The following is a 21,780-nucleotide window of genomic DNA, read 5'->3' as shown; positions in this document are numbered from 1 at the left end:
CAACCCGGTGCCACGTTTTCACGGATACACTCCCGGCCGGACCCAAGTCCACTTTGGAGGTAGGGGAAATGACTTCGGCGATGGGCACCACGCTGGCGAAGGTAACCATAACCACTCCCCGGCGCGGTTTGGACGTCGCGCTCCCGGAGAACGTTCCGGTCGCCGAACTGCTGCCCTACATCCTGCGCCACGCCGGCGAGGACGCCGCCGACAACGGCGAGCGGCACGGTGGCTGGTCGTTGCGCCGTCCCACCGGCGACCGCCTGGACCCGAGGCAGACGCTCGGCGCGCAGGAGGTGCGTGACGGCGAGATGCTGCACCTGGTGCCCGGACCGGTGGAATGGCCGGAGATCGAGTACGACGATCTCGTCGAGGCGATCGCCAGCGGGGCACGCCGGTACGGCCGCAGCTGGGGCCGGGCGGCGACCCGGCGGGCCGGGCTCGCGATGTGCGCGGTGCTGCTGTGCGTTGGCAGCCTGGCCTCGCTGTTGTTCGAACCACCATGGCCGGAACCCGGGCTGATCATGCTGGCGTTCGCGGTGGTGCTGACCGCCTCCGGCATCGTGACCGCGCGGACCGTGCCGGACGCCAGGGCGGGCGCGGTGTTCGCGGGCTGTGCCCTGCCGTACGCCTTCCTCGGCGGCCTGCTGCCCACCGCGCCCGCGCACGCGAGCCTGTTCGCCCCTGGCGCACCGCAACTTCTGCTGGGCATGGTGTCGCTGCTGGTCTTCGGCATCATCGGCTATCTCGGAATCGGCGCACTGAGCCGGATCTTCGTCGCCGCGATCGGCACCGGAACGCTCGGGGCGCTCGGTGCGCTGTGCGGCACCGGACTGGCTCCCGACGCCGCCGCCTCGCTGGTGCTCACGGCCGGGATCGGCCTGCTGCCCGCCTATCCCTGGCTCGGCATCCGGCTCGGCAGACTGCCGCTGCCCACGCTGCCGCAGCGCTCCGCGGATCTGCTCAACGACGAACCACAGCCGCCCGCACCGCTGGTCTTCGACGGCGCCGCCCGTGCCGACGAGATCCTTTCCGGACTGATCACCGGCACCGCGATCACCAGCGCGTTCTCCGCGGTCTTCCTGGTCACGCATGGCGGAGGCGCCCGCCTGACCATGCTGGTCCTGGCCGCCGCGGCACTGCTGCTGCGGGCGCGGTTGTTCCCCGTGCCCCGGCACCGCATTCCGCTGCTGGCCGCCGGGCTGTCGATTTCCCTGCTGCTGGCCCGCTGGTGTCTCGGCACCGCTTCGGACAACATCGGGCGGGCGCTGTTCCTGCTGGCACTGGCGATGATCGCGTTGCTGGTCGCGGCGTCCGGCATGGTCTACTCCGAAAAGAACCCCTCGCCCTGGTTCGGCCGGATCGCCGACATCGTGGACGTGCTGGCCATCGTGGCCCTGATCCCGTTCGCCGGGTACGTCACCGGCTTCTTCGCTTACGTCCAGGGCCTGATGGCCTCGATCGGCTGAGGGACACCGCGTGCCTACTCGACGTGATCAACTGCAGGCCTACCAGTTCATGATGCAGCGGGTGACCTCCGCGCTCATCGTGCACGAAACCGATCCGGAACTCACCCCGCTGCGCCGCGGCCTCGGCGCGGTGTTCGCCGGCCTGATGATCGCGGTACTGGTCGCCGCGGGCTTCGGCGTCTACGGGGTGTTCACCGGCGTGGGCGGGACGTCGTGGCAGGCCGAGGGCTCGATCGTCATCGAGCGCGAGACCGGGGCGACCTATGTGTACCGTGGCGGCCAGTTGCAACCGGTGCTCAACTATGCCTCCGCCCGGCTGATCAGCACGGGCCAGAACCCGGGGCCGTACCGGGTCGCGGGCGAGGATCTGAAGGGTATTCCCCGCCGTCCCCCGGTCGGCATCGCCGGGGCGCCCGACTCGTTGCCCGGTACGGACCGCATCGCAGGCGCCCCGTGGACGATGTGCTCGGTGTTGGGCAGCAACCAGGCCGGTGCGGGAATGACCACGACGACGTTGCTGGTGGGACGATCCCTTCCGGACGGCAGCCCACTGGGTCAGCGAGCGATCCTCGTGCGCGACTTCACCGACGGCACGCTGTACCTGATCTGGAACAACCACCGCTTCCGGATTACCGACCCGACCGTTCTCCGCTCCGTTTTCGGGGCGGAGGCGGCCGTCGTCGACGCGGGCACGGCCTGGGTGAACGGACTGCCCTCGGGCCCGGATCTCGGCCCCATCGACGTGCCCGGCCGGGGTGGGACGTCCACTGTGCTCAGCGGATTCACCGTCGGCGATATCGTCTACCACCCGCTGGCCAGGGGAGTGCAGTACTACCTGGTCCGCACCGACGGGCTGGCGCCGCTGACCGAGCTGCAGATGCGCATTCTGAGCGGCCAGTATTCAGTGCAGCTCAAGGAGATCACCGCTTCGGTGGCGAATGCCGCGCCGAGCAGTCAGGCCCTGCCTCCGGTACGGGGCGACGCCGCGCCCCCGGCCGTGACGCCGGAACTCGCGGTCGTTCCCGGGCAGGGACACGCGGCGTTGTGCGCGCAGACCGCCGATGCCCGTACCGCACCGGTGATTTCCGTCGGGGGTGACGCTTCCGTACTGTCCGCCGCGATCGAGACCAGCAGGGAAACCGGTACCGGCACCCGGCTCGCCGACCGCGTTCTGGTCCCGCCGGGCGAGGTGGCGGTGGTGCGGGTGCTGCCCTCCGACGCCGCCGGGACCGGCGCGCTGAATCTCGTCACCGATGAGGGCCTGCGCTTTCCTGTTCCTTCGGACACCGTGCTCACGCAACTCGGCTATTCGGTCGCGCGGGCGGTTCCCATGCCGGCCGCACTGGTCCAGCGCATCCCCGAAGGGCCGACGCTCGACCCGGCCGCGGCGATGAAGGCCGCACCCGCACTCCCGTAGCACTCCCGCGCCCGAACCGGAACAGCGCGCCCTGAGCTGGACTTTCCCCTGGGACGACGGCGATGCGATCCGACGGAGAGCTGTCAGCGGGGCTGCTTAGCCTGAGGGGAAACGTACCTTCGACACGGGGGTGGCCGGGCATGGCTCTTCCTTTGAAGCTGACACCGGATCAGGTCGACAGGCTCGCGAACCTGATTTCCGAAAAGAGAACCGAAGCGGAAGGGATCGTTCGCGGCATCTACACCAGTTACCAGGATGTCGTGGGCAGCAGCTGGATGGGTGGTGCCGCCTCGGCGGCGCTGGGCAAGCAGGACGAGTTCATGGGGGTGTGGTCCCGGCTCGGCCGGATCCTCGACGATCTGCAGTCCGGCGTCATCGGCAGCAAGAACCTCCTGACGGCACAGGACGACGACGACCGCTCGAAGATCAACCAGATCTCGGCCGACGCCGGGGGTTCCGGCATGAACTTCGCCCGCCTGTAACGGATTTCCAAGAAAGATCCAGACCAACACCACAGTTAGGGGATGCGCCATGACCGGGACCCTGCGTTACGACCGAACCGTCGGCGACACCGGTACCACCCACATGAGCAAGGGGAACGACCTCATCCAGTTGTTCGAAGATCTCAAGAAGCAGGCCAAGAACATCCTGGCCGACGACTGGTTGGGCGCCGCCGCGGAAGCATTCGACACCGCCCAGCAGAGGTGGAACGCCGAAGCGCAGCCGCTGGGCGACGCGCACGTGCGGGCGGGACACGCGGCCACCCAGGCCGCGCAGAACGCGTTCGACACCGACAACCGCGTGCGCGGCCTGTTCCACGTCTGAAACCGGTTTCGCACAGCCGGTTCCGGAGCATCATGCCCCGGAACCGGCTCTTCGTACGCTCTTTCGTCACGGGGGACCGCTGTGTGTCGTGAGGGATATCTAGATCTTCCGTTTCGGGAGATCGGCGAACAGTTCCACCGGGGGTTCGGGCCGCTCGTCTTCGGGCCGGTCCTGTGGTACGGGCGCGAGGCCGGTGCGCCAGCGGCGGCGCCGTCCTCGCGGTCCGAACAGGACGATCGCGGCCAGGAGCGCCACCATGGCGAGACCGGCGGCGGCGAGACCGAACGCCCAGTCCTGACCGTGCTGCTCGGCGGCCTCTCGGGCGCGCACCTCGGGGCTGACGACGATCGGCGCGGCGGGCGGCAGTTGCTCGGGGTTTCCGGCGACGACTTCGTCGGAGACCGCGTGGACCGGGCTGACGATCCCGTGCCCGTAACCGGTGCTTCCGGTGCCTTCCGGGGCGGGCGTCGCGGTGGCCAGCAGGCGGCGTGCGATGTCTACAGCGGACAGTTGCGGGCGGTAGGCGCGGGTGAGGGCGACCGTTCCGGCGACGTAGGCGGTGGCGAACGCGGTGCCGGAGGCGCTGCCGAGGCCGTTGACGGGGTAGGTGGTGACCACATTCGCGCCCGGCGCGACCAGATCGACCCGGCTGGGCCGCGAGTTCTGGGCCAGCAGCCCGTTTTCGCCGATCGCCCCGACGCCCAGCACACCGTCGTAACCAGCGGGGTAGGGAACGAGGCCGGGAGTCTCGTTCGTACTGGTCTCGCCGACGGCGGCGACCACCACGATGTCGTGGTCGAGGGCACGGCGCACCGCCTGGCGCAGCACATCGGCATCCTGATACGTGATCGTCGGAACCGCGATCACGCTCGCGCGGTGATCGACGGCCCAGTTGATGCCCGCGGCAAGGGTTTCCGGAGCGACGGTGTCCTTGGGGTTGCGTCCGGACGGGTATGCGTCACCGGCCACATTGGCCGCGAGGATCTGCACATCCGGTGCCATACCGTGGAATCCGACGGTCTCGGTCCGCTGGGCGGCGATGATTCCGCTCACGCCGGTGCCGACGCCGAGACAGTCACCGCTGCCGCCGCCGGTTTGCCGTCCACCGGGGAAGACGTCGGCTCGCTCGGCGATATGCCCGGCCAGCAGAGGGTTGTCGGTGATTCCGGTGCTCACCACCGCGACCCGCTGCCCGGCTCCGGTGCTCAACGGCCACACCTGCTCGGCGGCCAGGAGTCGTTGCGACCAGGGAACGGGAACGACAACGCCGCCCGGGCCGCCACATTGCTGGGCCGACGCGGTGGGCGTCTCGAAGGCGACAACGGTGGAAAACGTTGTGACAGTGAGGAGTGCGGCCACGAGGCGTTTCGGGTACACGGCGGCGATCGTAGCCGAGTGGGCGCTGCCGATGGCAGTGCCTCGGGAGATCCCGGTGAAAAATCTTCGGTAGGAGGGTGATGGTGGAGTTTTCGGCGTCGTCGGAGGTTTCTTCGCAGGCCGTCAATCCGGTGTTCCAGGACATGCTGGAGCAGTTGAGAAAGACGGCACGGTCCATTCCGGAGACCCAGCGGCGGATGATGGCGGTCACCGGGGTGGCCTGGTCTCCGGACCGGATGGTGAAGGCCGTGGTGGGACCTCGCGGTCAGCTCGTCGATCTGGAGATTGATCCCCGGGTGTTCCGGCGCCCGGACGCGGCGCAGTTGCGCGCCACCATTCTTGCCGCTTCGACCGCCGCCGTCGGCGAGGTGACCGCCCGGATGCGGGAGATCATGGAGGAGCAGTTCCCGCCGGAGTTCGCCGAACTGCGCGACGGGTTGCTGCCCGAACGAACTGGTGCGGCGGCCAATCCCTACCGCCCGGATGCCGAAATCTACGCCGAACGGAAGGAACAGCGATGAGCGGTTACGTGGAACTGACCCACGGCTCTGGCGAGGCCAAGTCCGTGGGCGAGCGTCTCGGCACGGCCGGTTCCGACTTCGCGGACGCGGCCGAGCAGGCCAAAAAGGAGCACGACAACCTGGCCACCCTGGCGACCTTCGGGGACGACAAACTGGGACACCAGTTCATGGCCAATCTCGGGGACGCCCCCGACAAGCTGTTCGACGCCATGGAGAAGCTGGGACAGCAACTGCACACGATCTCGACCCAGCTTCGCCAGGGTGTCGACATGCAGGAGCAGAGCGACCGGGAAAACTTCCTGAGGGTCAACAGGATTCACGTCTGACCGGCGTATTTCCGGTCAGGTCCGACATGATGTCTGCGGAGGTAATCGGTGACTGATCCCTTGGACGGGCCCGTCGATACCTTCGCGACGGCCATGGTCTCCTTCGCCAAGGATGTGGACGGCTACATCCGCGAGGTGAACGACTGGATCGGCGTCACCGTGATCCCGCCGTTGATGGAAGCGACGGTGAACGGCCTGTTCGGTGACTACCCGAAGGCGGACATCGGCAAGCTCACGCAGGTCGTCGACCTGATGTCGCGGCATCAGGACGACACCTACGAATTCCAGTCGACGACCGGAAAACTGGCGGAGACGATCCAGGCCGGCTATCACGGCGGTGCGGCCGACGAGTTCGGCCTGATGATGTCGGAGTTCGCGGCCTCGGTACTCAGTCTCGGTGCTTCCGCGGGCAGCATTTCGCAGGGGATGTCGCAGTATCTGCAGAGCGTGGTGCTGACGAAGAACAGCTATCAGGGCAACCTGGTGGCGATGTCCTTCGAGGTGGTCTTCTCCCTGGCCCGCGCGGGGATGTCGCTCGGGGAGTCGCTGCTGGAGATTCCGGTGGTACTGACCGCCACCGGCGTCGTACTCCGCAGGCTGTTCGCCCAGGCCCTGAAAAGGGTCGCCGAAATCACCATCCGCGACCTCACGAAGGCGTTCACCTGGGATGCGGCCAAGATGGCGGCGGGGCGGGCGCTCACCGGCCTCGGACATATGGCCACCGGTCTTGGCCACCTCGGGATGGATGCGGGCCGGGCCGCCGCGGTGGGTTTGATGCATCTGCCGCAGCACCTTCGGCCTTCCGCGATCGTGGGCCGGGCCATGTCGGGCGAGGTCCAGAAGGGACTGATTCGCGAGGCGATCACCAACGGTCTGTCCCGGGAAGCCATCCAGGCACTGAAGAGCCGGGTGGTGACGCGGGAGATCGCGGAGCAGATTACGACGCGGTTGAGCGGCAAGGCCGTGACCGCGGGAACGCGCGTTCCGGACGAACTGCGATCGGTGATCACCGCCGCGACCGAGCACGCGTTCGAGGAGGGTGGCGTCACAGTCCGGGGGGTCCTCGGCAAGAGGGTCGCCGGCTATACCCTCTTCGGTGGTGGAATCGGCGCGGCGGTGGACCTGGGCGCGCAGGGGATGACCTGGTACCAGACCGGCGGCGCCTACCACATCAATCTGCTCAACACCGGGGCCTCCGCCGTCGGTGCCGGGCTCGGCGGTTCCACCCTCGGTTTCGCCACCACGCTGCGGGGTTCCATGGTGACCGGCGCGGTCGGCGGTGTGCTCGGCCAAGTCGGTTCGGGGGAGATCGGTCAGTTCAGCGAGGTTTTCGACCCGGCGGCCAGGTCTGCTCGTGGTGGTAGCAGTGACAACCCGCTCGGCTGGGACGTGCTGAAGGACGCCGCCTGGGGTGGTGCCGTCGGCGGGCTTCACGCAAAGACCACCGGCGAGACCGGCTGGTCCGACGTCCGGCTCGCCGCCTCCGAGCTCAGGGTGGCCGTGCGGGATCTCCCCGAAATCGTCCAACGGGATCTCGGGCGGTTCATCTCACCGTCCCCGACGGTGACTCCCACCATCGGCGGCAACGCGGCCCCGGTTTCCGGTGAGACGACGCGCGTCACACCCGGCACGCAAGACGGTGGTTCCACGATCAACGGACGCGCCGGTTCGACCGTTCGGGAAGGTTCGACGACCCCGAGTGCGGAGGAACCCCAGGGCCGGTCGGGAAGCGAGAACTTCTCGTCACGCACCCGATCCTCGTCCGATACCGGCGAGACGACGCGGGGCAAGGCGGAGCCGTCTGCGGAAACCGCTTCCGGACAAAAGGAAACGGCACCGTCCCGGAGGCCTGCGGCTACCGCGGTTGCCGGTGGCAGTGCCGGTACCGATGGCAGGCCCGCGCACGCCACGGGCGAGGCGTCGACCGGTACGCGCGGGGATGCCCCGGAGCGCGAGCACACTTCCACCACCCGGACCGGCGAGCACCGCGCCGAGAACACCTCAGGCGGGTCCACTTCGGACGGCATCAGGGTCACCGACCGGCGGAGCTCGGCGGACGCGGTCCAGGGCATCGGCGAACACTCTTCCGGCACGGCGGTCCAGAACGAGAGCCGACACCAGACGCACGGCGAGACCGGCACCGACGGCCACCGGCCGGGCGAGGCGACCACGTCCCGCGACGAGGTCAAGGTCAGCGATCACCGCGCCTCCGCGGCCGACCCCCGGCACCGGTTCGGTCCCGAAGAGCCGCCGGCGCGGACGACGCGCTGGCCGGACGCGGCGCGGGACGTCGCGGTGCAGGGACTGAGGGAGTTCCGGCAGACCGGCCACCTCACCGTCGACCGGGAGAGCGGGGTGTTCACCCTGACCTCAGCCGACGGGCAGACGGTGCAGGTCACGCTCACCCTCGACGACAACCTGCCCGCCGGGACCTATGAGGTCCGCCCAGGACACTTTGACCTCACCACCCAGACCACCCCGGCGGAGATCCGGATCGCCACCGAGGTGTCGGCGGACATCACCGAACTGAGCGGAACCGGCCGCCACATGATGGGGCAGGCGCTCGACTTCCTGTTCACGCATTCCCCGGTGGTCGAACCCGGGTCGGTGTCCGCCGTGCACGGGCATACCGCTCCGCCGCGGGGTGCGGCGGAGCCGCAACGCGAAGGGACCATCTGGCGGTCGCTGCCGCGTCGCATCCCGGTCATCGAGGGCGCCGTGGTCGCCGAAGGCACCACCGACCATGGCCAGGCCCTCCGGGATGCGGTGGACCGTCGCCGGGAGGAACCGAGGCCGGACAGTACCGCCCTCCCGGACCGCCGCCGGGTCGTCGCGATCACCGGGGACCCCGCGGAAGGCATGGTGCTGGCCCAGTTCGAGGACGGCAGCCGGATCGCGGTCGGCATCGGCGTCGATCCCCGGGTCACGCCGGGACATGTGGTGGTCGATGCCGGGTGGTGGCTGGCCGATGCCGACGGTACGTCGCACCAGGTCGCCGAGGCGGGCATCCTGATCGGCGAGGGCGCCACTCCCGCCGAACTGGACCGGCTGCTCGACGCCGGTCTGCGCGCGCTGGCCGACGGTCTGCCGGGCCATGGCCAGCCGCACCGCCTCCTCGATCCCGAGCATCTCGCGCGCACGCCGCCGGAGCCGATCAACGGCGAGATCACCGTCCGCCAGGAGACCGCGGACCACAGTGCCGAGGTGACCGGCGACGTCGAGAACTACCTGCGTGGTCTGGACACTCGGGTGACGCCGGTTTCCGTGACGACCCCGTCCACGCCCGCGCTGGGTGACTTCGTGCCGTTGCGGCGCACCGACGGGGAGATCCCGCACCTCCCGTCGAGTGTCGAGGTCGGTGAGCATTCGGTCCGCCTCCACTACGACGATGTGACTGTCGACGCGGTGGTGATCGTGGAGGCGGACCGGCCCGCCGGTACCTACCAGGTCATGCCGCCCCGGGTGGACGAGCGCGGGGTGCAGGTCACGCCCGCGCAGCTCCGGCTGTCCGGGCAGGTGCCCGAGGATCCGGTGCAGCAGCGGTTCCTGACCCGGCTGCTCACCCGGCAGGCGCTCGGCGATCTGCACGCGTCGATCCAGGGTATGGGCACGCTGACGGACGGCACTGTCGCGCTCCGCCTGGATCCGGCCGTGGCCGCGGTCCGGCTGGTGCTGGCGGACAACGTGCCCGGTGCCGACGTGGTGGCGGACCCGTTCGCCGCCGAGGCCGGGCAACCCGGGGACGCGCGGCGCTTCTCGATCCGGCTGCCCGACGCGGAGACCTTCCGGGCCGACGCGGAAACGGTGCTGACCGCGCTGACCGACAGCGGACTGCGCCTGGATTCCACCGCACTGGCGTGGGACACCGGAGATCCGGGGATCGTCACCGCCTGGGTCGATCCGAACAGCGGGCACACCATGGTCGTCCGCCTCGAAACGCCCGAAGCGACGACTGCCCGGCAGCACGCCGCGGGGCTCGAGGGACGGCCACGGCGTGAGGTTCTCGACGGGGTCCTGCCGCCCCAGGACACCGAGAACATCCGGCTGCCGGAAACGACCCGGCCCAACGGCTGGGAGGCGCCCCACGTGGCCGCGGACCCGGAGCGCCCGGGGCAGGAGAGGATCGTCCTCCGGGACCGGACACTGGACGAGATCGTCGCGGCGTACGGCCCGGAGGGCACCGGACGGCTGCGGATAGCCGAAGCCTGGACGGGTGAGAATCCGCATCTCGCGATCCTGGATCTCGTCAACGACGTGGCCTTCCGGCCGGACGTGGCGGTTCGCACGGAAAGCGGGTTGTGGATCGCACGGGGTGAACGGCGGGGCGTGGTCATCGACGTGGTGATCAGCCCGGACGGCATCATCGAGACGGCCAGGCCCGTGCCGGGCCCGCATGTCGACACGGTGGCCCGCGACCCCGGCGTGACGGTTCCCGACTCCGCGGACCCGGGCGGCATGCGACAGTCCGATCCGGAACCGGTGCCGTCGTCCGTACCACCGCGCGCGACGGCCGCGCTCACCGACGTGGCGGCCACCGTCGACGGAGCGGCGGTGGTCCCCGACGCCGGCGAGACGCGGAGTTACACGCTCACGGTCCCGGCCGACGGCTACGCCCGTCACGCACAGGGTGTGCTCGATGAACTGGCACGCCGTGGTTTCGAGTTCACCGGCGTCGACATCGCCTGGGGCCGCGGCGACGAGCACGGCTGGGTCACCACGTGGACCGAGCCCGGCACCGGGGAGACCATGGTGGTCCGGGTCACCACGGAGGAAGCCGCCGCCGTCGTGCGCGAACTCGCGGAAGTGGACCGCAGGCTCGCCGAAACCCCGCGTGCCCGGCACCTCGAACGGCGCTGGCTCGGCGCGCTCCGCGACCAGATCCTCGCGCGGACCCCGGTTCCGGAGGGCGCGGACCGCCTGCGGATGCCGGACCCCGGCGCGCCTCGCGAGGGCGTCACGACGCCGGAAAACTCGACGGTCCGGCACGTGCTCGACCTGTCCCGGCAGGCGTTTACCGGGGAGCCGGGACAGACGCCGCACGAATCCCCCGAGGGCCTGCAGGCGCTGCGGGACGCGTTGCCCCCCGTGGGGACGATCAATGTCACGACGGGGGATCTCGAACCCCTCCGCGTCTTCGCCGCGGACAGCTTCGAGGACTTCACCGAAGAAGTGACCCTCGTGCCATTCGTGGAAGGCGCGCACTACCAGGTGGTCAACGACCGGGGTGAGCCGGTCGCGATGGTGAGCCTGCATCGGGAGATACAGGACCTCGCGCAGCGGCTGTGGGCGTTCGACCGGCTCGGCCGCGAGAATTTCCAGCAGTTCCACCTCACCGAGGTTTATGGCGTGGGTATGGCCGAGACGCCCACAGGCGGCGTGGGCGTGCTGGTCACCGAGTTCGCGCCGGGCAGCACACTGTCCGAACTGGCCGAACGTGCCGCCGGGGCGCCCGACGAGGAGTGGCCACACCATGTCGACACGATCCTGCGATTCCTGACCAAGGCGGCGAAGGCCTTCGCCGAGTTGCACGTCTTCACCCGGGACCTGACCGGTGCCGAAGGGCCCGCCGGGGCATTCTGGGTGGAGACGGCGGCGGAGTTCGCGCGGCAGGTACACGCGGCGGCGGTCGCCGACGGCCGCACTGAGCTGATCCCCGGCGATCTGCTGCCCGCGCTCGACCGGCTCGCGCAGACGGCCGTGCAACTGCCCAGCGGCTGGGCCGCCGCACTGCACGGAGATGCGCACGGCGAAAACCTGCGCTACTACCGGGATCCGGTGACCGGACACGAGCGCGTCACGCTGCTGGACCTCACCCGCCTGCCGCAGTCGCTCGACGCGAATGGCACTCCGACGGGGGTTATGACCAGCACCTTCGAGGTCAATTCCTTTGCGGGCACGCTGCGGTTCGGGCTCGGTGAGCTCGGATATCTGGCCGACGATCTCGCGGGTCACTTCACGCACGCCTACGAGACCGCGGTCCGGGGTGTGGCGGCCGAAGGCCGGTCTCCCAGCTTCGAGATCTTCCAGACCGCCCAGGACCTGGTGACGTCCTACCGCGATCTGGCGAACCACCCCGGCGACGCCACGCGGGAACAGGTCGTGGCGGGACATGCCGAGACGTTGCGCCGTCTGCTGGGTCTGGACCCCCACCCGACTCCGCTGGGCCGGGAGCACCCGGATATGGCGAACCACCCGGAACGGCCGCCGCTGGCGGGAATTTGGCCGCAGGACGCTTCCGTCACCCACATTCTCGCCGGGGACGAGAACGGGGGTGGACACCGCAGCGGCACGGGCAAGCCTGATCCTGCTGGCGCGGCAACGGATTCCGGTGTCCAGGGAGGAGCACCGGATGCCGTGGTCCCTGATGGACGCGATGGATCTGCCCCGGTCGGCGCTGACCCGGCTGCCGGTGCGGTAACCGGTACCACCACAACCACCACGACACCGGAACCCACCCGGTCCTCCTGGTTCGCCGGGATCTTCCGCGAGAGCGCGCCTCTGCGTTTCGCCGCCGAGGCCGCGGCGGCGACCATGGACGGCACCCGCGAGAATCTCGCGCGGGCCAACGCCGACTACACGGACGCGCTCAGGGCGCTCGACCAAGACGACCGGCATCTGCCCTGGGCGGCCCAGCGGCTCGCCGAGCTGACGGGACTGCCCGCGGCCCACGGAATGATCGTCGACGCCCTCGCGGACGTCTACCGGCTGACCCCGCCGGAAGTGCGGGCCATCGTCCTCGAACCCCGCGCCGTGGTGGGCGGCGGGGTGGTGGGCCCGCCACCGGATCTGGCCAGGGACATCATCCGGCCGCCCGCGGCCGATGGCAGCGTGTCTTCCGAGCCTTCCAGCATTCTCGGGCTGCACGCGGACGAGACGCTGGCGATGCTCACCGAACACCGGCAGAGGCTGGAAGCTGCTGCCGAGGGCGCCGCGGTGAGGTTGGCGGACGCCCTCCACGAGTGGGAAACGGCCCGTGCCCAGGCCAGGGAGCTCATCGGCGAGGCGCAGCGCGTGGCGGTGGACCACGGCCTGCCGGAGGTGGTGGCCAGGAGGCTCGTCTCGTCCGCGCTGGCGGAGATCGCGGAAACGGCCGACCGTCCGCCGTTCAGGCCGGCCGTGGACGAGGCCAGGCTCGCGGAGCGGTTCGGCTCGCAGGGCCGCCGCGGCCTTCGCGGTCTGGCGGGCGCGCGGCGCGCCCTGGTCTCCGCGGTGCACGAGGCGGAGCCCGCCCGGCGTGCCGCCGAGGAGGAGTACCGCAACGCGGCCGCCGCACTGCGGAACGCCCGCCGCAGGCTCGCCGAAAACCGGGGCTGGGCGCCGAGCCGCACGCGCGGCGTGCTGGACGCACGCATCGACGACAGGGTCGCGCAGGCGCTGCGGGTCCAAGTGGAGTTCGTCTCCGTCTCGGAGGAACCAGCGGGACGGCCTGCCGAGCGCCGCCCCGGCGAGGTGCTGCGGCAGGCGTTCGAGCGCGCCCGGGAACGAGAGGCCGCGCTCGGCGCGGCGCTGGACCGGTTCGAGAGAGCCGAGCAGGCCCGGGACCAGGCTCACGCGGACTACGTCGAGTCGCTGCACGACGTCGTGGTCCGGGCGAGCGGCGAACGGGTCCGGCTCAGCGAGATCGCCCGCCGCACCGGACTGTCCTACACCGAGATCACCGAGATCACCCGGCGCGTGGTCACTCCGGGGACGGCCGAGGTCCCGTTGCGGTACCGGCTGCCCTTCGTGGACGCGGTACTGGACGGGAAGGGCTTCCTGTCGCGCACCACGCGCCGCGTGCTCGGCATCGACGCCGAGGTTCGGGAGCTGATGGCGCACCTCGACGTGATCGATCCCGATGGGATGGACGCGATGCGCCGCCTGCTGGATCTCGGTGTCTCTCCGGACACGGCCGCGGCGCTGTTCCGCAACCGGCTGTCCACCCGCGGGATGAGCGATATCCATCACCACCTGCTCAGTTACGCGCTGGACAACCACTACCTCGGCGCCGGCAACGAGGACGGTGATCCGTCCCGGCTCGGCCGGGCCCTGCGGTGGTTCCGGAACGAGCCGCGCCCCAGCCTGGCCGAACGCCAGCTGCGGTACCGCATGGAACGCGGCGATGAGGGCCGGATCCTCTACTCGCCCATCCGGGAGCGGGCCTTCGGCCTGGCCACCGGGAGCGGCGCGGTCTACTACGGCCTGGTCCACGCCCTGCGTGCCGGGCTCATCGACGGCAAGGACATCCTGGAACTGCAGGGCAAGCTCGCCGACGTCCTGATGTTCAAGATGTACGGCGAGCTTCCGTCGGCCCTGCGGCACATGGCCGACGTCGGATTCATCGGCACCCGATGGGACATCGGCGGGGCGCAGGGCTACCAGTTGCTGATGGCGATGATGGAGGGCGCCTACACCGAAGCCGAGACCACCGCGCTCAAGGAAGCCATCGGCCAGCTTCTGCAACGGCAGGAAAACACCATCTACAACCGGGACTGGGTCACCCACCTCGGCCGGGTGGTGGACGGGGCGATCAGGATCAGGACCGCTCTCGAGGAGGGCCGCATCCCGGATCCGGAACTGGCGCGGCGGGCCGGGGCGCTGGTGGACTTCGGCGACGGAATCCCGGACCGGCACCGGCAACTGGAGATCTTCGAGCGGCTGGTGGCCAACACCGACACGGTCAGGGAGTTGCTGGTCGCGGCGGGGCACGAGGCCATGGCCGAGAGCCTGCCCGAAATTCCGCCGGACATGTTCAATCCGCACTTCCTGGAGAAGATGCGGGCAACCCGGCTGACCGGGCAGATGATGCTGCTGCACAGCGACAACGGCTGGGCGCTGGTCGACATCAACGGCCTGTTCCGGGCGGGTACCCCGGACGAGCGCGGCCTGATGCCGATGCTGGCGCTGATGAAGCATCATCCGGAGTTCCGGGACAACCGGATCACCTGGGCACATCTCGGGGTCGGGAACTGGACCACGCTCACCGCGGACCACCTGGACTGGCTGGCCCGGATGCTGAACGGGTTCCCGGGCCTGAGCTACGACTTCTCGTGGACACCGATCGGCCAGTACCTGCGGGACGACCCCGTCGTGTTCGATCGTTTCGTCGATTTCGCGATCGAGTTCCAGGACCGGCTGATCTTCGGTTCGGACGGCATCAGCCAGATGCCCAGCGCCCATCTCCTGCGCCACTGGACCGAGATGGAGTCGGCCTTCGTCGCGATCATGGAGCGGCACCCGGACGGGGAGCGGATCGTCGCCAAGCTCGCCGGTGAGAACTACCTGCGCCGTATGCGGGAGGCGCAGCGCGACACGAACCAGCGGATCGTCGACGAGTACTTTTCGGACCAGCGGGCCGAGTGGGACGAGCTCATGGCGCATTTCCCGGAGGCCAAGCAGCGCGAGTACCACGAACGGGCCGAGCGGCTGCGGGAGGAGGGCTGGGTTCCGAATCCGGAACGGGCGGTCGGCCCGGGGGACTGGCGGCACAACCCGCAGATTCAGTCCTCGATCAAGGCGTACCGGATCGTCTACGGTGGACTGAAATCGGCGGAGGCGGCGAAGGTCGTCGTGGACGATCTGCGGGAGAAGACGCGGCTGGCGCATGCCGACCGGGTACAGGAACTGGCGGAGCGCGACGGCCTGCATCCCGTCGACACCGCCGAAGAACTGGGCCTTCCGGTCACGCTCGAAGCGCTGGTCGCGGCGCACTACGCGCTCGAAGGCACCGAGGGGCTCCCGGACGCCGAACGCAGGGCACTCGTGGAGTCCGTGCTGGAGGCCGTCGACAGCACCGAGCGGGAAAGGCTCGACTCGGCCGCCATCCAGGAGGCACTCCACCGCTACTGGCGGCGGCGGTCCCTGGTGGGCTGGGTCAGTACTTCGGTCGTGGGGACGGCGGCCGCGGCGGCGATCACGATGGGAACCCACGGCCTGACCCCGGAAGCCGTGCGGCTGATGAACGGCACGGCCTTCGCCACGCGGTCGATGCTGATGAACGTCCGCAACGCGCACGGCCAGGAACTGCGGGTGACCAACGAGTCGATCATGGAGCGGGAGCGGATCGACTTCGAGGTCCCCTACCGCCTGGCCCGCATGCTCGACAAGCTGCTGGCCTACGACGTCCGCCCGGGCGGACGGAGGTTCGGGGCGCAGTTCGACGACATCCTGGCCAGGGTGTCGGCGCAGTTCCGGGACCGCACCCACCAGTTCATGATCGACTATCTGGCGACGACCCATTTCCGGCTGCCCGAAGGCGTGACGGCGGAGGGCAGGCGCACCCTCTCGGTGATGCTGTTCTCCCGCTGGAAGGACTACGTCAACCGGATCATCGGCGCGACCTCCGACTCGATCAACTGGCTCAACCCGAACGCAGGCAAGATCGGCCGCGCCTTCCACACCATCGTGGCCGGTACCTGGATCGCCAACCTGGTCGGACACGCAACGCAGGCGTTCACCGGGGCCGGGCTCGTGCAATGGGTCTCGGGCACCTATGCGCTGGTCGACCTGACCTTCCTGGCGACCACCCTGCCCGCCGTATGGTCCGGCTACGACCCGACCCTGCGACCGTTCCTTCGCAAGTTGCACAACATTGCCGGTTTCGGGGTGTTGACCGTGGCCAACGCGGGCCTGGTCGGCGAGTACGTCATGCAGGGCGCGTGGCTCAAGGCGGTCGCGGCCACGTCACTCACCGCCGTCACCGGGTATCTGTCCAAACTGGGCGTCAACATCGAGCTGAAGCTGGGCCGCGACGGCGCGAAGAAGGGGCCGGGCGCGACGTTCATGGCGATGTCGGCACTGGGCGGCATCGGGATCACGGTCCTCAGCGACGCCCCGATCGCGACCGTGGCCGGAACGGTGCTCTCGGTCGCGGGACCGGCTGTGTACCTCGCGCGCGGGGCTTGGGCGCGCCTGCACACGCCTTCGCAGCACCAGCCCTACGGGGGTGTGATCCAGCCGCGCGGGGAGCGGCCGGAGCTGGTGTCCGTGCCGGAACAGGGCCCGGGCACCCCGGACCGGAACGTCGATCTCAACGCGGGAGAGCAGCAGCCACTCCCATGGCGGGCCGCACCCGGCGCTGCCGCGATCGATCCCGCCCGTGCCCAGACACTGGCCGAGAACTGGTTGCGGCGCAACGGGGCCGAGCCGGTACCGGGGGAGACCGGGGAGTGGACCGTGCCGCTGCACGACGGAACCCCGGTGCGGCTCCGGGTGGAAGCCACCGCCGATGTCACCGAGCCGGCCGTGATCGTCGGGGAGCCGGTGCGGGTGCTGCTGCCCCGGACACCGGCCGACCCCGGTCAGTGGGCGCTGCTCGGTGGCGTCGCGCTGCGGACGGCGCTGGATTCGCTGGCGGATACGGCGTCCCCCGTGGGATTTGGCCCGGATGGCCTACGCTGAGACGACAGGGAGGAAGTGGCGAGTGGACAACGACTGGCGGCCCGCGAACGACGTGGAACGGGCCATGATGACGGCGCTTGAGGAGGGCGACAGCACGCGCTATGCGCAGCTGCTGCGGTCGGCTCCGCTCTATGTGCCCACCATTCCCCGGGATACCCCGTTGCCGTCGGGCCTTCCACGGCCGGAGGACGATCACGTGCTCGCGTTCACCTCGCCGGACGCCCTGGAGCTGATTCTCGGTGCGGTCGCCGACACCTACACCGAGACGGACACGGCTTCACTGAGCGAAAGCAACTCGCCCGGTACCCAGCTGGTGGTCGACGCGGGCCTGCCGATCGGGGTGCTGCTGAACCTCGGCGAGGTGGAGGATCTGGCCGAGGGACGGCAGACCCTGGTGTCCGTGACGGACGTGCAGGATGCCTTGGTCGACGAGGTGCTGACGGAGGTACGGAAGCTGTGCCTCGCCGAACTGGGCGGGGATGCCGAAGCCGCGGGCGCGCTCGAGCCGGCCAACGCACTGGAGGATCGGCTGCGCGATGCGGTGGGAAAGCTGGATTTCGACTCGTTCCTGCTCGCCCTGATCGGCGCCGACGTGGTCCTGCCGACCACCGAGCCCGAAGTCGATCCGCGGCGTATCGCACGGGATTTCCCCTGGCGCGTCCTCGGTGGCGCGGAAACCCCGGTGATTCCGCTGTTCAGTTCGGAACGGGTCCTCGACACGGTGGCAGCGGGAAGTCCGCCGCGCGTGTCGGTGTCCTTCCTGGATGTTCTGGTGAACTGGCCCGGTGACAACCACGTGCTGTGTTTCAACCCGGGCACCACCATGGAACTGACCCTGCCCGGCGAAGCCGTACCGGAACTGGTGACGGCCATCGCCGAAGCGGCCGTGGCGGACGGCGCCGCGGGAGGAAACCCCGGTGAAACAAGCACCGATGGAACAAGCACCGATGGAACAGGCACCGGTGAAAGGAATCCCGGCGGAGCACCGGCGGGCGCCTGAGCACCCGCCGGTGGCGTCACGGACTCACACCGTGCCGCGCACGGCCTCCAGCAGATCGTCCAGGGTCAGGGTCGTCAGGTCGTCCCGGGTCGGCCGCCGTCCCAGCGATCGCAACCGGGAAGACTGCGCCTTGCGCATCCGTTCCAGCAGTTTGCGTGCCTCACGCGCGTTACCGAAGTTCTGGTCGCGATCCATCTGCGTGAACCATTCCAGCAGTGCCACGTCGAGGTCTTCGGAAAGCCGGTAGTCGTCGCCGTGCGCGAGACGGCCGATGATCCGGACCAGCTCTTCGGAACTGTAGTTCTCGAACACCAGCGTCTTGCCGAACCGGGAGGCGAGACCCGGGTTGGCGTAGAGGAAGTCGTGCATCTCGCCGGTGTATCCGGCGACGATGACGGCGACCTCGTCACGATGGTCTTCCATGAGTTTCACCAGGGTGTCGATGGCTTCCTGGCCGAAGTCGGCGCCTCCGCCGCTGGACCGGGAGAGGGTGTACGCCTCGTCGATGAACAGCACTCCACCGCGTGCCTCGTCGAAGGCCGACGCCGCCTTTTCCGCGGTGTGGCCGATGTACTGGCCCACGAGGTCGCGCCGGGACACCTCCTTGAACCGCCCGTTCGGCAGGATGCCCAGCGCCTTGAGCAGCTGGCCGTAGATCCGCGCCACGGTGGTCTTACCGGTACCGGGCGCACCGGCGAACACGAGGTGGTTGCTCACCGCACCGACGGAAAGTCCTTCGCTGCGTCGCCATTCGTTGACCTGGATCTCGTCGATCAGCCCACGGACCTCGGCCTTGACCCCGGCAAGGCCGATCATCCCGTCGAGTTCGCCGAGCAGTTTCTCGACGCCATCGAGGTTTTGGTGGTTGCCGCTGGTGGCGACCGCACCCACCGCCGGCCTGCCCCGTGACGGATCAGCCTCCCGTACCTCGGCCCGCGCACCGTCGGCGAGGTGGATTCCCGGCACGGCCGTGTTTTCCACCCGGCAGTCCTCGACAAGACCGCCGCAGCCGCGGCCGATGCCGATCCCGACGCCCTGCGTGTCGTGCACCCAGCAGGTGCTGATCTTGGGAGAGCTCTGGTCCGCCACCGCTATTCCGGCGTCGCCGGTCTGCGCGATGTCACAGCGCTCGATGACGGAATCACCGGCCTGGTACATGTAGACGCCGCGGAAACCACAGCCCGCCACGGTGGTGTGCCGGACCGTGACCCGGGCGCCGAGGCGGAGGATCACGCCGTCGTCGGCGATGTCCCGGATTTCGCACCGGTCGATCACGCCGTCGGAATCCTCGACGACGATCCCGTACTGTGCCCCGGTCACCTGCGTGTTCCGCACCTCGATCTGCCGCGCGCCCGCGACGTCGATGGCGGAGGCGTAACGGGCGGAGGTCACGCATTCCACGACCTTCACCTGCCCGCCGCGGACGCGCAGCGCCGGGTGGTCCTCGGATTTCAGTACCAGTCCGATGAGTTCGATCCGGCTGCCGGTGACGGAAAGGATGGGCTGGTCCGGGAAGGGCGAGGAAATCGTGACGGTGCCCGGTTCCCGCGCCGACAGGATCACGTGCTGGCGGACGATGGTGACCGGTTCCGGGTACTCGCCGGGCGCGATCGAGATGATCGCGCCCTCGTCGGCGGCTTCGAGTGCGTCGCGGATGGTCGGGAGCGCGCCGCGCTGTTCGGGCGCGACAAAAAGGGTGCGTGCCATGGCTTCCGTGCGGCTCGGGTGACTAGGGTGGGCGAAACAGGCTTGTGGCACACAACCTACCGCAGAAAGTCGAGTGCGCGTGGACCTGATTTGGGAACCTGGCAACGAAGTCGAACGGGAACTGCTGCGCGCGCTCGAGGCGGGCGACGGCGGGCGGTTCGCCAAGGCGGTGTTGTCGGCGCCGCTGTTCCTGCCGGTACTGCCCAAACGCGACTCCCCCGAGGGGAAGGAGCTGATGCTCCTGCTGCCATGGGAAGAGGAGCACGTGCTGGCCTACACCTGTGCGGAGACGCTGTCGGATGCGTTGGGGCCGTACACCGACGGATACACCGAGACCACCTACGCCGCACTGGCCGCGGCCTGGCCGGAGGGAAGCGCTTTGAAACTCGCGCTCAATCCCGGGCTGCCGATCGCGGCCGCCCTGCCGATCGAGGCGATTCACGATCTGGCGGAGGGCCGCCGGTCCTTGATCCCCAGTGAAGACGTGGAGCAACTCGTGCTCGACGAGTTGCGGAAACAGATCAGGGCAAGCGCTCTCACCGCGCTGGGTTGCGGCAGGGCAGCCGTCCTCGTAAGCGTGCCCGGAAGCCCGCTGGAGGCCGCACTGACCGAGGCGGTCCGAAGAGAGGACCACGACGGCTACCTCGCCGCACTGATGAACGGGGAAGTGGTGGCCCTGACCAGCCGCCCGGTACCGCCCGGCATGACGCCCGGCGCGGACGGCTTTCCCTGGCGCATCTTGGGAACTCCGCGGTCGCCGGTGATCGCGCTGTTCTCGTCGACGGCGACGCTGGACCGGGTCGCGCCCCAGGGACAGCACCACGTCACCGTGCCGTTTTTGGCCTTGCTCGCGGACTGGCCGGACGAGAACCACGCACTGTGCCTCGATCCGGGCGCCGAGACCGAGTTGATCCTGACCGGCGAAGGCATGTACGGCCTGCGTGCCGCCGTGGCCGGAATTCTCGCGGAAGACGCGGAGGATGTGGCCCGGTAACATGGCTACCCCGTTCCGTAGCCGAGTAGCTCCGCCGTTAACCCGCTGGCCGCCACGTCTGCTGCGCTTGTAGGTTTCCGTGGTGGATGGTGACAACACAACCGTGATCCGGTTTGCCGAGATGGAGGATGCGGAGATCATTGCCCGTATCCACGTGGACTCGCGCGCCGCGACGATGCCGTACTTGCCCGCGCAGCGGTACACGCTGGCCGAAGTGATCGACTGGATCCGGGATGTCGTCCTGCGGACGTGCCGGACCACGGTGGCGGTGCGCCGTGACGAAGTCGTCGGCTACGCCGCGGTCGAGGGTGCTGTGCTTGATCAACTGTACGTGCGTCCGGACCTGCTGCGCCAAGGGATCGGCACGCTGCTCCTGGACGAAGTGCTGCGAGACGGCTCAGGTGGTGTCTCGCTGCGCGTTTTCCAGCAGAACACCGAAGCCCGCGCCTTCTACGAACGTCACGGCTTCGTCTTGATCGACAGCAGCGATGGCAGCGACAACATGGAGGGGCTGCCCGACATGGTGCTGCGCTGGATGCCGGCTCGGGAACCTGGGCTCGTCGAAGAACGGCAGTAAACGGCACCAAGCGGCTATGGGCGGTCGTGTCCGGCGCATACACGTCGGACACGTCCGCCCGGGTCTTCAACTCCCGATCGCGTTCCAGTCCCGGCGCGCGAAGATCGAAAACAACAAAACCCCAGGTCATTGACCTGGGGTGATGGTGCGCCATCAGGGACTCGAACCCCGAACCCGCTGATTAAGAG

12 protein-coding genes are annotated in these 21,780 nt (G+C 69.2%); 10 read left to right on the top strand and 2 right to left on the bottom strand.

The genetic code is table 11. The features are described 5' to 3' along the window. Positions 1–68 precede the first annotated feature (68 nt). The 4 genes from eccD to FNH05_RS06400 all read left to right on the top strand — a co-directional run bounded on the left by eccD (position 69) and on the right by FNH05_RS06400 (position 3,711). A complete protein-coding gene (eccD, locus tag FNH05_RS06415; protein ID WP_144586349.1) occupies positions 69–1,469 on the top strand; it encodes a type VII secretion integral membrane protein EccD in 1,401 nt (466 codons plus the stop codon). Between the two features lie 10 nt (positions 1,470–1,479). Beyond that, positions 1,480–2,886: a type VII secretion protein EccB gene (gene eccB, locus FNH05_RS06410; protein WP_144586348.1), complete on the top strand. Its 1,407-nt coding sequence runs from the start codon at positions 1,480–1,482 to the stop codon at positions 2,884–2,886. Positions 2,887–3,026: 140 nt separating this feature from the next. Beyond that, positions 3,027–3,368: a WXG100 family type VII secretion target gene (locus tag FNH05_RS06405; RefSeq protein WP_186382414.1), complete on the top strand. Its 342-nt coding sequence runs from the start codon at positions 3,027–3,029 to the stop codon at positions 3,366–3,368. Between the two features lie 49 nt (positions 3,369–3,417). Continuing rightward, positions 3,418–3,711: a WXG100 family type VII secretion target gene (locus FNH05_RS06400; protein ID WP_144586346.1), complete on the top strand. Its 294-nt coding sequence runs from the start codon at positions 3,418–3,420 to the stop codon at positions 3,709–3,711. Positions 3,712–3,810: 99 nt separating this feature from the next. Here FNH05_RS06400 and FNH05_RS06395 read toward each other — a convergent pair whose 3' ends face one another. After that, positions 3,811–5,088: a S8 family serine peptidase gene (locus FNH05_RS06395; protein WP_246127567.1), complete on the bottom strand. Its 1,278-nt coding sequence runs from the start codon at positions 5,086–5,088 to the stop codon at positions 3,811–3,813. A gap of 80 nt (positions 5,089–5,168) precedes the next feature. Between FNH05_RS06395 and FNH05_RS06390 the strand changes: the two genes are divergently transcribed. Genes FNH05_RS06390 through FNH05_RS06375 form a run of 4 tightly spaced genes read left to right on the top strand, consistent with a single transcriptional unit; the run spans position 5,169 to position 18,314 of the window. Then, positions 5,169–5,609: a YbaB/EbfC family nucleoid-associated protein gene (locus tag FNH05_RS06390; protein WP_144586344.1), complete on the top strand. Its 441-nt coding sequence runs from the start codon at positions 5,169–5,171 to the stop codon at positions 5,607–5,609. Continuing rightward, positions 5,606–5,935, top strand: a complete 330-nt coding sequence (locus FNH05_RS06385) for a hypothetical protein (protein WP_144586343.1) — start codon at positions 5,606–5,608, stop codon at positions 5,933–5,935. The genes FNH05_RS06390 and FNH05_RS06385 overlap by 4 nt, the downstream gene beginning before the upstream one ends. Positions 5,936–5,983: 48 nt before the next feature. Continuing rightward, entirely contained in the window at positions 5,984–17,314 is an 11,331-nt protein-coding gene (locus tag FNH05_RS06380) for a hypothetical protein (RefSeq protein WP_144586342.1), read from the top strand. Between the two features lie 22 nt (positions 17,315–17,336). Then, positions 17,337–18,314: an SseB family protein gene (locus FNH05_RS06375; RefSeq protein WP_144586341.1), complete on the top strand. Its 978-nt coding sequence runs from the start codon at positions 17,337–17,339 to the stop codon at positions 18,312–18,314. Positions 18,315–18,338: 24 nt separating this feature from the next. On the opposite strand, the gene FNH05_RS06370 is transcribed toward FNH05_RS06375, so the two are convergent. Beyond that, positions 18,339–20,021 (bottom strand): right-handed parallel beta-helix repeat-containing protein, encoded by a 1,683-nt coding sequence (locus FNH05_RS06370; RefSeq protein ID WP_144586340.1) that lies wholly within the window; start codon positions 20,019–20,021, stop codon positions 18,339–18,341. Between the two features lie 79 nt (positions 20,022–20,100). Between FNH05_RS06370 and FNH05_RS06365 the strand changes: the two genes are divergently transcribed. Then, positions 20,101–21,015, top strand: a complete 915-nt coding sequence (locus tag FNH05_RS06365; RefSeq protein ID WP_144586339.1) for an SseB family protein — start codon at positions 20,101–20,103, stop codon at positions 21,013–21,015. 82 nt (positions 21,016–21,097) lie between these two features. Further along, on the top strand, positions 21,098–21,592 hold the full coding sequence (locus tag FNH05_RS06360) for a GNAT family N-acetyltransferase (protein WP_246127566.1): 495 nt from the start codon (positions 21,098–21,100) through the stop codon (positions 21,590–21,592). Positions 21,593–21,780: the final 188 nt, after the last annotated feature.

Source organism: Amycolatopsis rhizosphaerae (genome assembly GCF_007713715.1).
Classification (GTDB): domain Bacteria; phylum Actinomycetota; class Actinomycetes; order Mycobacteriales; family Pseudonocardiaceae; genus Amycolatopsis_E; species Amycolatopsis_E rhizosphaerae.
Note: the sequence above shows the minus strand (reverse complement) of the source record. Positions and strands in the feature narration are given on the sequence as shown.

What these genes read in the sequence shown, in the direction of transcription:
- eccD (WP_144586349.1), top strand. Translation starts at nt 69, where the DNA reads ATGACTTCGGCGATGGGCACCACGCTGGCGAAGGTAACCATAACCACT.
- FNH05_RS06405 (WP_186382414.1), top strand. Translation starts at nt 3,027, where the DNA reads ATGGCTCTTCCTTTGAAGCTGACACCGGATCAGGTCGACAGGCTCGCG.
- FNH05_RS06400 (WP_144586346.1), top strand. Translation starts at nt 3,418, where the DNA reads ATGACCGGGACCCTGCGTTACGACCGAACCGTCGGCGACACCGGTACC.
- FNH05_RS06390 (WP_144586344.1), top strand. Translation starts at nt 5,169, where the DNA reads ATGGTGGAGTTTTCGGCGTCGTCGGAGGTTTCTTCGCAGGCCGTCAAT.
- FNH05_RS06385 (WP_144586343.1), top strand. Translation starts at nt 5,606, where the DNA reads ATGAGCGGTTACGTGGAACTGACCCACGGCTCTGGCGAGGCCAAGTCC.
- FNH05_RS06370 (WP_144586340.1), bottom strand. Translation starts at nt 20,021, where the DNA reads ATGGCACGCACCCTTTTTGTCGCGCCCGAACAGCGCGGCGCGCTCCCG.